The sequence below is a fragment of the Streptomyces humicola genome (genome assembly GCF_024436035.1).
Classification (GTDB): Bacteria; Actinomycetota; Actinomycetes; order Streptomycetales; family Streptomycetaceae; genus Streptantibioticus_B; species Streptantibioticus_B humicola.
In genome coordinates this window covers 1-12,164 of the sequence record NZ_JANFNG010000044.1, presented here as the reverse complement: position 1 = coordinate 12,164, position 12,164 = coordinate 1, and the positions used below count along the sequence as shown (strand labels likewise).

Annotated in this window: 14 protein-coding genes; 6 read left to right on the top strand and 8 right to left on the bottom strand. The window is 72.2% G+C overall.

Annotation, left to right across the window (positions count from 1 at the left end; translation table 11 throughout):
• The first annotated feature begins 31 nt into the window (after positions 1–31).
• Complete coding sequence (locus tag NGB36_RS31135) at positions 32–529, top strand: Rieske (2Fe-2S) protein (RefSeq protein WP_255923956.1); 498 nt, start codon at positions 32–34, stop codon at positions 527–529.
• On the opposite strand, the gene NGB36_RS31130 is transcribed toward NGB36_RS31135, so the two are convergent.
• Positions 516–1,169 carry an isochorismatase family protein gene (locus tag NGB36_RS31130; RefSeq protein WP_255923954.1) on the bottom strand — a complete coding sequence of 218 codons (654 nt, stop codon included), beginning with the start codon at positions 1,167–1,169 and terminating at the stop codon, positions 516–518. The two genes, NGB36_RS31135 and NGB36_RS31130, sit on opposite strands and share 14 nt — an antisense overlap.
• A gap of 78 nt (positions 1,170–1,247) precedes the next feature.
• On the opposite strand from NGB36_RS31130, the gene NGB36_RS31125 reads away from it, so the two are divergent.
• Positions 1,248–1,706, top strand: a complete 459-nt coding sequence (locus NGB36_RS31125; RefSeq protein ID WP_255923953.1) for a pyridoxamine 5'-phosphate oxidase family protein — start codon at positions 1,248–1,250, stop codon at positions 1,704–1,706.
• A gap of 12 nt (positions 1,707–1,718) precedes the next feature.
• On the opposite strand, the gene NGB36_RS31120 is transcribed toward NGB36_RS31125, so the two are convergent.
• Positions 1,719–2,627: a LysR family transcriptional regulator gene (locus NGB36_RS31120; protein ID WP_255923952.1), complete on the bottom strand. Its 909-nt coding sequence runs from the start codon at positions 2,625–2,627 to the stop codon at positions 1,719–1,721.
• Positions 2,628–2,665: 38 nt separating this feature from the next.
• Here NGB36_RS31120 and NGB36_RS31115 point away from each other — a divergent pair, with 38 nt between their 5' ends.
• On the top strand, positions 2,666–3,694 hold the full coding sequence (locus NGB36_RS31115) for a DMT family transporter (RefSeq protein ID WP_255923951.1): 1,029 nt from the start codon (positions 2,666–2,668) through the stop codon (positions 3,692–3,694).
• Here the strand turns inward: NGB36_RS31115 and NGB36_RS31110 are convergent.
• Entirely contained in the window at positions 3,685–5,013 is a 1,329-nt protein-coding gene (locus NGB36_RS31110) for an aminotransferase class I/II-fold pyridoxal phosphate-dependent enzyme (protein ID WP_255923950.1), read from the bottom strand. The two genes, NGB36_RS31115 and NGB36_RS31110, sit on opposite strands and share 10 nt — an antisense overlap.
• 68 nt (positions 5,014–5,081) lie before the next feature.
• Between NGB36_RS31110 and NGB36_RS31105 the strand changes: the two genes are divergently transcribed.
• Positions 5,082–5,780 carry a pyridoxamine 5'-phosphate oxidase family protein gene (locus tag NGB36_RS31105; protein WP_255923948.1) on the top strand — a complete coding sequence of 233 codons (699 nt, stop codon included), beginning with the start codon at positions 5,082–5,084 and terminating at the stop codon, positions 5,778–5,780.
• Positions 5,780–6,424 (top strand): FMN-binding negative transcriptional regulator, encoded by a 645-nt coding sequence (locus NGB36_RS31100; protein WP_255923947.1) that lies wholly within the window; start codon positions 5,780–5,782, stop codon positions 6,422–6,424. Before NGB36_RS31105 ends, NGB36_RS31100 begins: the two co-directional genes overlap by 1 nt.
• On the opposite strand, the gene NGB36_RS31095 is transcribed toward NGB36_RS31100, so the two are convergent.
• The 5 genes from NGB36_RS31095 to NGB36_RS31075 form a co-directional block, all read right to left on the bottom strand.
• Complete coding sequence (locus NGB36_RS31095) at positions 6,425–7,417, bottom strand: DMT family transporter (protein ID WP_255923946.1); 993 nt, start codon at positions 7,415–7,417, stop codon at positions 6,425–6,427.
• A gap of 157 nt (positions 7,418–7,574) precedes the next feature.
• Complete coding sequence (locus tag NGB36_RS31090) at positions 7,575–8,597, bottom strand: EamA family transporter (RefSeq protein WP_255923945.1); 1,023 nt, start codon at positions 8,595–8,597, stop codon at positions 7,575–7,577.
• 48 nt (positions 8,598–8,645) lie between these two features.
• Entirely contained in the window at positions 8,646–9,194 is a 549-nt protein-coding gene (locus NGB36_RS31085) for a Clp protease N-terminal domain-containing protein (protein WP_255923944.1), read from the bottom strand.
• Between the two features lie 93 nt (positions 9,195–9,287).
• Positions 9,288–10,751 (bottom strand): APC family permease, encoded by a 1,464-nt coding sequence (locus tag NGB36_RS31080; RefSeq protein ID WP_255923943.1) that lies wholly within the window; start codon positions 10,749–10,751, stop codon positions 9,288–9,290.
• A 142-nt stretch (positions 10,752–10,893) separates the two neighbouring features.
• On the bottom strand, positions 10,894–11,559 hold the full coding sequence (locus NGB36_RS31075; protein ID WP_255923942.1) for a pyridoxine/pyridoxamine 5'-phosphate oxidase: 666 nt from the start codon (positions 11,557–11,559) through the stop codon (positions 10,894–10,896).
• Positions 11,560–11,680: 121 nt separating this feature from the next.
• On the opposite strand from NGB36_RS31075, the gene NGB36_RS31070 reads away from it, so the two are divergent.
• A complete protein-coding gene (locus NGB36_RS31070) occupies positions 11,681–12,109 on the top strand; it encodes a type II toxin-antitoxin system Rv0910 family toxin (protein WP_255923941.1) in 429 nt (142 codons plus the stop codon).
• Positions 12,110–12,164 lie beyond the last annotated feature (55 nt).

The following is a 12,164-nucleotide window of genomic DNA, read 5'->3' as shown; positions in this document are numbered from 1 at the left end:
GCCCGGCTCCGGAATCCAGAGAAGAGGCACCATGGCAGACAGCTCCGGGACCACCGGCCCGACCGGGCACACCACCAGGCGAACCGTCGTGGCCGCGGCGGGCACCGCGGGCCTCGCCACCGCGCTCGCCGCGTGCGGCGGCTCGGGATACACCGCGTCGTCGGCGTCGTCCGCGTCGCCGCCGGCCGCAGCGCCCTCGGACGGCGGCATGCAGTCGCCCTCGGCAGGGGGAGGCGGCGGTTCGGCGGAGCTGGCGAAGACCTCCGAGATCCCCGAGGGCGGCGGCAAGATCTTCGCCGGTCAGCAGGTGGTTGTCACGCAGCCGTCGGCGGGCACGTTCAAGGGGTTCTCGGCGGTCTGCACCCACGCGGGCTGCACGGTCTCCCAGGTCCAGGACGGCACCATCGACTGCCCCTGTCACGGCAGCAAGTACCACATCGCGGACGGCAGCGTCGCTCAGGGCCCGGCCACCCAGCCACTTGCCCCCGCGAAGATCAGCGTCGAGGGCGGCGCCATCAAGCTCGCCTGAGGCCGGGCGCCGGCGCCGCCCAGCGAGCCAGCACCTCGGCCGTGGTGGTCACCGTCGAGACCAGCGCCAGGGTGTGCCGGACGACTGCGTCGGCGTAGTCGGCCGGAACACCGGCGACGGCATCGGCCGGCACCACGGCCTCGTACCCGAGGTTGACCGCGTCGAAGACGGTGTTCGGCACCGCGACGTTGAGCGAGACGCCCGTGACGACGACGGTGCGCACGCCGAGGTTGCGCAGGAGCGCGTCGACGCCGGTACCGGCGAGCGGGGACAGTCCGTGCAGCCGCCGCACGACGAGATCGCCGTCCGCGACGGTGATCTCCTCGGCGATGCGGGTGGCCGGGCTCCCGGCGAGCTGCTGGACGGGCAGGCGTTCGGCGGCCCGGAAGAGGCGGGCGTTGCGGCTCGCCCCCCGGCCGTCGGGTCGGCGTTCCGCGATCGCGTGCAGCACGGTGGCTCCGGTTCCATGTGCGGCGTCCACGAGGGCGGCGACACGGGCGAGCACACCGGAGGCGCGTACGGCATGGGCGAGTTCGGGCAGTGCGGCGCCGGGACCCACGACCCCGCGCTGGCACTCGACGGTGAGCAGCGCGGTGGTGGCCGGGTCGAGCAGGGCGGCGAGGCGGTCGGGTGCGTCCATGGCTCCCCCTTGTGCTCGTTCCCGGGTGAGCCCGATGATTTCTGACGACTCATCAGAAATCAAGGGCGTGGAGGAGTCATGGCCACTGCACAGCGGCGAGGTCGCCGCATCATGATGACGCCGGCGGAGCTCGATACGTATCTCGCCGGGCAGCGCACCTGCCGCGTGGCGACGGTGTCGGCGGACGGCGCGCCGCATGTCAGTGCCCTGTGGTACGTCTGGGACGGCTCCGCGCTGTGGCTGTACTCCCTTGTGCGCAGCCTCCGCTGGGCCGATCTGCACCGCGACCCCCGGGTGGCCGTGGTGGTCGACGACGGCGTGGATTACGGGGAGTTGCGCGGGGCCGAGCTGTCGGGCCCGGTGGAGTTCGTCGGCGAGGCGCCCCGTACCGGTGAGCCGTGCCCGGAGCTGGACGCGCCAGAGCGGCTCTTCGCCGCCAAGAATTTCGGCCTCGAGGCGATGCCGCACGACGGCCGCCACGCATGGCTGCGGCTGGTCCCCGAGCGCATCGTCTCATGGGATTTCCGCAAGATCTGAGCCCGGCGGCGGTCAGCCCTTCTCCACGTCCTCCCCCGCCCGGCGCAGCGCTTCGACCACGGCCCTGATCGAGGGCCTGCGGTCGGCGTCCACCCGCCAGGCCGCGTAGATGTGCCGGTTCATGGTGTGGCGTACGGGCACGATGCGCACCCCGTCCGGCACGGCGCCCCGGCCGAGCCGTGGCGTCACCGCGACACCGAGTCCGGCGGCGACCAGCGCCAGCTGGGTGTGGTGCTCCTCGGCCGCATGCGCGATGCGCGGCTCGACCCCCTTGCCGCGGAGGGTGAACAGCAGCCAGTCGTGGCAGAACTCGCCCGCGGGCCAGGCGATCCACTCGTCGTCGGCGAAGTCCTCCAGGTCTGCGGTGGCGCGGTCGGCGAGCGGGTGCCCGGCCGGCACGGCGACATCGGCCACGTCGTCGAGGAGCGGGGCCTTCGCGAGGCCGTCCGGGAGCGGCAGCGGCTTGTTGTACCAGTCGAGGACGACTGCCAGGTCGACGTCGCCGCGGATGAGCCGCGGGATGGACTCATCGGGCTCCATCTCCTCCAGATACGGCCGCAGTTGCGGGTGTCCGGTCTTCAGCGCGGCGAGGACCTGCGGGAACAGGCCACGCGCCGCGGTCGGAAAGGCGCCGACGGTGAGCGCGCCGACGGCGGCTCCGCGGTGCGCCTCCAGGTCGGAGTGGGCCAGTTCGACCATGGACAGGATGCGCGCGGCGTGGCCCGAGAGCAGCCGTCCGGCGTCGGTCAGCCGCACGCCGCGTCCGTTCCTGGCGAGCAGTTGCTGACCGGTCTCCCGCTCCAGCTTGCCCACCTGCTGGGAGATGGCCGACGTGGTGACGTGCAGGACGTCGGCAGCGGCGCTCACCGAGCCGTGCACGTCGATGGCGTGCAGGATGCGCAGGCGGTCGAGGCTCAACATGTAAGCGATACTACGCGGTCACCATCACATATTCTCGCTTGTCCTACGACGTCATGGGCCGCATTGTGGAGGCCATGAGCTCCGTCGCCGGTTCCCGCACCCCTGCCCCCACCCCGGACGTCACCGCGCAGACCTGCGCGCCGGCCCGTGGCCGGCCCCGTACCGCCCGCCTGCTGGACTGGCGGGTCCGCTTCGCGGTGCTCTCCCTCATCTGGGGCTTCAGCTTCCTGTTCATCAAGGTGGGTACGGACGCCTTCGCTCCGCTCCAGGTGACGCTCGGCCGGATGGTCTTCGGCACGGCGGTGCTGGGCGCGGTGCTCGTGGCCAAGCGTGAACGGCTGCCCCGGTCCCCGGGGACATGGGGGCACCTCCTCGTCGCCGCCTTCCTGCTCAACGCACTGCCGTTCTCGCTGTTCGCGTATGCGGAGCTCACCATCCCCTCGACCCTCGCCGGGATCTGCAACGCGACGACCCCACTGTTCAGCATGGTGCTGTCGGTGGTCGCGCTGCAGGAGGACCGGCCGTCGCGCCGCCGCTTCGCCGGTGTCGGCATCGGCTTCGTCGGCGTGCTGATCGTGCTGGGCGCCTGGCAGGGGTTCTCCGGCCAGGACCCGAGGGGGACGGCGCTTGCGCTGATCGCCGCGTCCAGCTATGCGGTCGGATGGATCTATGTACGCCGCACCCTCAGCTCCGCCGACGGGTCGAGCCTGTCGCTCTCGGCCGGGCAACTACTGGTGGGCACGGTCCAACTCGCCGCCGTCACTCCCCTGTTCACCTCCATGCCCGCGTCCTTCCCGTTGGCGTCGGTCACCTCCGTGGTGGCGCTGGGGGCGCTCGGCACGGGATTCGCCTTTCTGGTGCAGTACGGCCTGGTCAAGGAGGCCGGGCCCACGATCGCGACCATGGTCACCTACATCGTCCCCGTGATCGCCACCGCGGCCGGGGTCTTCCTGCTCGGCGAGCACCTGAGCTGGAACGAGCCGGCCGGGGCGCTCGTCGTCCTGGCCGGCGCGGCAATCGCGCAGAGCCGCCCCGGGCGGCGCGCGGCCGGGAACGGTCAGCCGTAGCGGCCTGCGCCGCCGGGGTGCACCGCAGCGGCGACGGCGTCCGCGAGCGGCACGATGTCGCCGGCGCCGAGCGGCGAGACGGTGATCCGCACTCCCGGGCCGGAAGCGAGCCGGAACCGGGCGCCGGGCGCCACTGCCCAGCCGCTCTGCAGCAGCCGGGTCACCGCCCCGGTCTCGTCCGGCACCGGCACCCATACGTTCATGCCACTGCGCCCGCGCCCCTCGAGGCCGCGCTCGCGCAAGGCCGCGATGAGCGCGTCACGCCGCTGCCGATAGGAGGCCGCCACCCGCGCGGGGTCCACGGCGCCGGTACGCCACAGGTGCACCACCGTGCGCTGCAGCAGGTGGCTGACCCAGCCCGCGCCGAGCCGGAACCGCCCGTTCACCCTGTCGACGGTGACGGCGTCCCCGGTCAGTGCGGCGAGCCGCAGGTCGGGCCCGTACGCCTTGGCGGCGGAGCGCACCAGCGCCCAGTGGCGCGTCGCGGCGGCCAGCGGGTGCAACGGCACATCGACGATGCCGTGCCCGTGGTCGTCGTCGATGACCACGGTCTCAGGATGGGCGGCGAGCACCGCGCGCAGCGCCCGGGCGCGGGGTGCGGTGATTGCGGCGCCGGTCGGGTTCTGTGCCCGGTCGGTGACCACCAGGGCGCGCGCGCCGCCGCGCAGCGCCCGCTCCGCGTCCTCGGCGAGCGGGCCCTCGTCGTCCACCCCCACCGGCACCGCGCGCAGGCCGAGCGCCGGGATGAGATCGAGCACGCTCCCCCATCCCGGGTCCTCGACCGCCACCGCGTCGCCCGGCCGCAGATGGACCGTGAGCACCCGCTCGATCGCATCGCACGACCCCGAGGTGACCGCGATCGGCCCGTCCGGAACACCGTCGTCGTCGAAGGCGGCACGGGCCAGTTCCGCGAGCTCCGCGTCGATGCCCGGCATGCCGTAGAGCATGGGCTGCCGTTCGTGATCGGCCGCGGCTGCGGCCAGCGCCTCGCCGAGCCGGGGCAGCAGTGCCACATCCGGGTTGCCGCCGGCGAGGTCACGGGCTCCGGGCGCGTCCACCCGGATCTGCTCACGCGGCGTGGAGGCCGGACGCGCCCGCACCCAGCTGCCGCGGCGCCCGGCCGTCTCGATCACTCCACGGTCACGCAGCAGCCGGTACGCGGCGGCCACGGTGTTGGGGTTGACACCGAGCCCGGCGGCCAACTCGCGTAGTGGCGGCAGTGATTGGCCCGGTTTGAGGCCTCCCTCACCGACGGCGCGCTCCACCTCGGCGGCAATCTCCGTGGCGCGGCGGCCGGTGATCCGATAATCTCCTAGCACAAACGACATTATGAACTAATGCAAAATCTCGAGCAAGCTTGCCGCGCAACACGCAAAGGAGAGCGCCCATGTCCCCCGCCGCGTCCGCCACGACCACCGAGACCTCCGACGACGCCTACCGGGCCACCGAGCGCACCGTTCCGACACGCTCCCGCGAACGCGCCTCCTGGGACCGGGATCTCGTCCACTCGGTGCTCGACGAGGGGTACGTCTGCCATCTCGGCTTCGTGCGCGACGGCGCCCCCGTCGTCCTGCCCACCCTCTACGCACGTGTCGGCGAGCGCCTCTACGTCCACGGGTCCACCGGATCGCGCCCGCTGCGCGGCGCCGGCGAGGAGGCGGGGCTGCCCGTCTGCCTGACCGTCACGCTCGTCGACGGCATCGTGCTGGCCCGCTCCGCCTTCCACCATTCGATCAACTACCGCTCGGTCGTGGTACACGGCACCGCCTATGAGGTGACCGACCCGGCAGAGCGCGCGACGGCGCTGGACGCCCTCGTCAACCACATCGTGCCCGGCCGCGCCGACGACTCGCGCCGCGCCAATGCCAAGGAGCTCGCGGCCACCGCCGTGATCCGCCTCGATCTGGAGGAGGTCTCGGCGAAGATCCGCTCCGGCGGCCCCAACGACGATCCCGAGGACCTGACGCTCCCCTACTGGAGCGGTGTCCTGCCCGTCGTCCCCGCCTACGGCACCCCGCTGCCGGCCGTCGGCCTCGACCCGGCCATCGCCACGCCCTCCTACCTCACCCGGCGCGGGGAGATGTGATGCTGATCCACCCCTGGGACGCGGCGCACGACGACGCCGAGTGGCAGAACTGGCTGGCCGCCCATGACTTCGGCCAGCTCGCCGTCAACGGGCTGCCCGGCGACCCGCCGTTCGTCCAGCCGATGCACTTCGCGTACGACGCGGAGCGCGGCGAGGTGGTCACCCATCTCGCCCGCCCCAACCCCGTCTGGGCTGCGCTGGAGGCCGATCCCCGCGTCGTGCTGAGCGTCGTCGACGACTACGCGTTCATCCCCGGGCCGTGGCACGCCCCCGACGACGTACCGCCCGAGCACGGTACGCCGACCAGCTACTACGCGGCCGTCCAACTGCACTGCACCGCCCGCATCGTCGACGATCCGGCGGAGAAGGCGGATCTGCTCCACCGGCAGCTCGCGCACTTCCAGCCGCGCGGCGACTACGCCCAAGTGGCGCCCGGTCAGCCGCCGTTCGGCCGCATGCTGCCCGGCATACGGGGAGTGATCCTCGACGTCACCAAGGTGCGCGCCAAGTTCAAGTACGGCGGCAACAAGCCGCGCGAGATGCAGCGCCGGGTCACTGACCTGCTCGCCGAGCGCGGCGCCCCGCGCGACGAGGCGGCGCGCGCCCAGCAGCTGCACCGCCTCACCGCCCAGGACCAGGGCTGATCAGCCCGCCGCGGCGGCCGGGCGCCGCGGCTCTGCGCCGAGCCGTGCCTCGCTCACCGCGAGGACGGCGACGGCGCCGACCAGCATCACCGTCCCCACCACGGTCGTGGCGGCGAGCCGCTCGCCGAGGGCGACGACCGCGATAACCGCCGCGGTCACCGGCTCGATCAGCGTGAGCACGGCGGCCGTCGAGCCGCGTACGACGGCGAGGCCCGCGAAGTACGCCGCGTAGGCGAGCGCCGTCGGCACCGCCGCGAGGTAGCCGAACAGCCCCAGCGTGCGGCCGAGTTGATGGCCGCTCGGCCACATTCCCTCGGCGGCGGCGAACGGCAGCAGGCACACCGCGCCGATCACGAACGACCACACGGTGGTCCGCAGCGCGTCGGCCTCGCCGCCACCGAGGCGGTGGTGGCGGGCGAGCAGGATCACGCTCGCGTATCCGGCGGCGGACAGCGCCGCAAGCCCCACGCCGTCGGCCCGCACCGCGCCGCCCGCGCCGGATCCACCCAGCACGAGCACGGCGAGCCCGGTGAGCGCACCGGCGACGGCGGTGCCACCGGCGCGCCCGAGCCGTTCGCCGACGGTGAAGCGTTCGGCGACCGCCACGAGCACCGGGGTGGCGCCGAGCGTGACGACGGTGGCGACGGCCAGCCCCGTCGCCTGGACGGCCGCGAAGTAGGCGCCCTGGAAGACGGTCAGGCCGAGCCCGGTGGCGACGATCCGGGCGCAGGCGCGCCACCGCGGCTCGCGGCTGCCGGCACTCACCGGCCGCCGGTTGCCGCGCGCCACGGCGTACAGGGGAAGCAGGACGACGAGTCCGCCGACGCAGCGCCAGAACGTCATGGCGAGCGGGCCGAGTCCGCTGCCGCGGTGGATGAGGACGGCGGCAGCGCCCGTCGTACCCCAGGCGGCGCCTGCGAAAGCCACGCACAGCACGCCCTGCCATACCGACAGGACATGGGCATGCCGGTGGAACGGTGAGAAGGATGACACGGGTGTTCTCCAACGGAAGACGTCAGGTGGTCGCGTGATTCCGTCTGCGGACAGCGACGACCTGCCCGGGGACGCGCCCGGGCCCGGTCTTCCGAGGCTTCGCTGCCCGCCCTAGGCGGCAGGCGGCGGGAGAACGGTCTTGTGCATAATCGGCAGCCTAGGCCGAGGGCGCGCAGCCGGGCAACCGGCTTTCCGCGGCGCCCTCGCGGGCCGGGCCGTGGTCACTCGCGGACGGTTCGGGCAGCGGCTCTACGACGACGTCGACCGGTTGCTTCGGCGTCGTCGTCTGCGCGATGAAGGCTCCGGTGAGCACCAGGATGCCACCGACCACCTGCGGAGCGCCGAGGTGTTCGCCGAGCAGTACCCAGGCGAGCACGGTCGCGCAGACCGCCTCCAGGCAGGCCACCACACCGGCCACCGGGGGCGAGAGCCGGCGCACCGAGACGACGCCCGTGAGGTAGGCGAGTACGGTGGCCACCAGCACCACCCAGGCGACGAGCAGCACGGCGGGCACGCTCCGGTCGCCGAACGCGACCTGGCGGCCGAGCAACTGCCAGTGCATCTCCCACGGTCTGGCCACCACGGTGAGGACCGCGGCGCCGATCAGCAGCCCGTAGGAGATGACGGCGAGCGGGTCGACCGCGTTCTCGCCCTCGCTGCCGTGAGCGGACAGGACGAAGTAGCCGACCTGGCAGCATGCCGCCCCCAGCGCCAGCATCAGCCCGAGCGCATCGAACCGCAGCCCGCTCCAGATCTGCACCACGCATGCGAGCCCGGTGACCGCGAGCACCGCTCCCAGCGTCGCCGCCCGGCTGACCGGCCGCCGCTGGACGAACCGCACCCAGCCCAGCAGCAGCGCGGGCCCGAGGTACTCCACCAGCAGCGCGACGCCCACCGGGATGCGGGAGATCGCCGCGAAGTAGCAGGCCTGCACGCCGGCGACGGCGAGCAGACCGAAGCCAAGGAGCAGCCCGGGACGACGCCGCAGCGTCCCGGTGTGCCGTATCGCGACGGGCAGCATCACCAGTGCGGCCCCGGCAGCACGTAGCCACACCACGTGCAGCGGGCTCAGCCCTGCTTCGATCAGCGGCTTGGCCGCGACCCCCGAACCCCCGAAGGAGAGCGCAGACAGCAGCGCCAGGAGGAGGCCGGTCCGCCTCCCCGCTCTACCACCTGACATCGCTGTATCGCCCGATATCCGATCCGACCCGTGCATCGGGTCATCATCTCAGCTCGCAACAGGTCCGTCATCCCTGTAGCCCCTGACAGCCCCGCGGCCGGACAGCACGGAGGTGAGCCGCTGCGGGTCGATGCCGGCGGCCCTCAGCACCTCCACGGCCCGGCACTCGGGGTCCGCGGCGAGCGCGCCGAGCAGATCGGTCCCCTCGGCAACCGGCCTTCCGCGTGCGGCCGCGCGCGCCTCGGCGTCATGGAGCGCGGCGGAGGCGGCCGGGCTCCAGCCGGGCGCCGCGCCGGCGGCCACCACCGGGAGGGCGCCGGAGTCCTCGATGGTGCCGCGCCACCGGATGCCGTAGCCGATGGTGCGCTGCGCCAGGTAGGCGAGGACGCGCACGACCTGCCCGCCGGCGCTGCCGAGCACCTCGCGCGACCGCTGGTCGGATTCGAGCAGCGAGTGGAGCAGGTGTGCCGTGTCCAGCTGACGGTCGCCGTCCCGCGAGGCGCGGCGCCGGGCACTGGCGACCGCGGTACCCAGCTCCCTGCTGAGCTGCGGGACGTCGTCGCGTGTCGGGTCCTCGGGCCGGGTGTCGCTGTGCACGGCTCCCACCCCATCAGGCGTTTCACGCCCGAAGCATCCCCGCACGGAGGCATTTGCCCATCCGTCCGGAGAAGGGCGCACCTGACCGCGGTCTCATCCTTGCGGATGACTGCCGTGAGTGGCCTCGCCCGCTGCCGCGGCCTCCGGTGCGACCGCACGGGACTTGCGGTAGAGGCGCAGCGGGAAGTAGACGACGACACTGAAGGCGACCGCGTAGAGGGTGTGGTGCAAGGTGGCGCCGCCCTCCTTCACGACGTTCCAGCCGGCCCAGCAGATCACCGCGGTCAACGGCACGGCCATCAGCGCGATACCGGGCCATCCGCCGGGGATGCGGTAGGGCCGCGGCAGCCCGGGCTCCTTGATGCGGAGCGCGATGAGCGCCGCGAGTTCCATCAGGAGGGTGAGGTTGGTGAGAATGACGTCGAAGTCGAGCAGGTTGCTGAACGAGTCGTTGCAGAAGACGGCGTAGAAGACCGAGCAGACGACGATGGCCATGACCGGCGTGTCGTACTTGGGGCTGGTGCGCACGAAGCGCTTGGGGATCCAGCCGTCCTCGGCCATCACGAACGGGATGCGTGAATTCGACATCAGCAGCGAGGAGTACAGGCCCCAGGCGGAGAACATCCCGCCGATGGATATCGCCCACATCAGCCAGGTGCCGCCGAGTGATCCCCCGATGGAGGCGAAGTCGCCGTCCTGCCATTTGCTCCAGCCGCCGTCCGCCAGCGCTCCGAGCGAGGGGATGACATAGGCGAGGATGATCAGTCCGATGGAGAGGAAGAGCGCCTTGGGCAGGTTCCTGCGCGGTTCGTCGATCTCCTCGGTGACGGTGGAGATGCTGTCGAATCCGTTGTAGTTCCACATCACCACCAGCAGTCCCGCACCCATGGCGGAGAACGCGGAGGTGTGCGCCGGGGCGAACGGAGCGACGGGGTTCACGTGGTGGGTGAACAGCTGCGGGATGCCCCAGACGGCGAGCAGGACGAAGGGCGCGACGGCGAGCACCGTGAACGCCATCGAGCTGTCGCCGACGCTCTTGATGCCGCGGATGTTGAGCAGTGTCAGCGGCACGACGACGCACACCACCCCGATGACCCAGTGTTCGTCGACGACGAAGGAGCCGATGGGTCCGAACCCCGGAATGGTGAACAAGTCGGTCTTCCCGTCCGCCGCCGACGGCACGATGTTGGAGAGGTAGTCGGCGAACATGACCGGGTAGAGGGCCATGTCGACCAGGCTGGTGAGCCACTGCAGCATGCCGATCTGAAAGCCGCCGAATTCACCGAAGGCCCGCTTGCACCACTGGTAGTAACCGCCCTCGACCGGAATCGCCGAGCTCAGCTCCGACGTGAACAGCGCCACCGGGACGCTGTAGACGAGGGGGGTCAGGAAGAGCAGCAGCATGGCCGCGCCCGGTCCCGAGGAGCTGAAGAGCGGTTCGAGGCCGTAGGCGCCGCCGGAGACACTGAAGAAGATCAGCGCGACCAGCGGCATGAGCCGGACCTTGGAACGGAACCGGTGGGCGGCAGGCGCAGTGGACGCGGGGCTGGTCAGCACAGGAACGGCCTCCCGGGCGGAATTCGGTGAGGCCCCCATACTGGGCAGGTTGACGAGCCCGGACAACGGACAGTGTGTCAACGCGCGGGCCGTCGGCGTTCCACGCTGTGAACCACCGCTGCCCGATGGGCTGCCGCGCGCCTCACGGCCACAGCAGACCTCGGCGCCAGCCGCCGTCGTCCCGCACGTAGCGCAGGCGCCGGTGGAAGCGCCCGGTGTCGCCCTGGAAGAACTCGGCCTCGTCGGCCCGCAGCCGGTAGACGGTGTGGCCCTCGGGCACGGCCTGCGGATCGGCCGCCAGGACATCACGCGCCCGCGCCCGGCCCTCCTGATACTCCTCAGGGCTGGCGAGATCGGCGCTCATACGGCCGGTGAATCCGGCAATGCGGGAGGCGTCGCTGCGTCCGAGGAAGTCACGGCGCGCCGCCCGGCGGTCCAACGCCTCTACGGCGCCGGTGATCCGGACCTGGCGTCCGTGCAGCGGCCAGTACCAGGTCAGCGCGGCATGGGGATTGCCGGCGAGCTCGGCCCCCTTCCGGCTGCCCGCGTCGGTGGCGAAGACGAAGGCGCAGTCGTCCGGGTCGAAGCCGCGCAGCAGCAGGACGCGCGCCGACGGCCGCCCGGAGGCGTCCACCGTGCTGAGCGTCATCACATGCGGTTCGGGAACGCCGTCGTCGAGTGCGCGGGTGAGCCATTGGCCGAAGAGCACCCCGGGCGCGGCGGGAGCCCGTTCGGTGTCGAAGCCGGGCAGCGGGCCGGCGAGCGCCGGAACCCGCCGCAGCCGCTCGGACCAGGCATCGGTGTCCATCGCTCCACGCCTCGCTTTTCTGATGGGTCGTCAGTATTGAATGTTGCATCCCGTCAGGCTACGTTCCGCGACACCGCCGCTGCGTGCGAGCCGCAGCGCCCGAGGCCCAAGGGGTGGTCACATGGCCGACGTCACCGCACAGGCACGCATCGCGGCCCCGGCCGGGAAGGTATGGGACGTGCTGACCGACTTCGGCACCTACGGTCGGTGGAACGCGACCCACACCAGCTTCCCGAAGGGCGGCCCGTCACCACTGGCCGCACAGGCCGAGTACGTGGAGAACATGAAGCTGATGGGCTTCCCCGCGGAGGTCACCTGGACGGTGACGGAGCTGGAGCCCGAACGGGTGCTGGCCACCACGGGCAAGGGCCCGATGGGCGTCAACCTCGGGATGCGCTACGCGCTTGACGAGGACGGCGACGGTACGACGGTACGGGTGGACGGCAGCTTCGCCGGGCCTGCGGTGACGCTGATGGCGGGCAAGCTCAAGGAGTCGGCGACGGCCGCGCTCAACGAGAGCCTGCGCAAGCTCGCCGATCTCGTTCAGTAGCCGGACGGCGTCGGACGGCGGTGGGGCCGGGCGCGTGCCCCCGCCCACCCCCCAG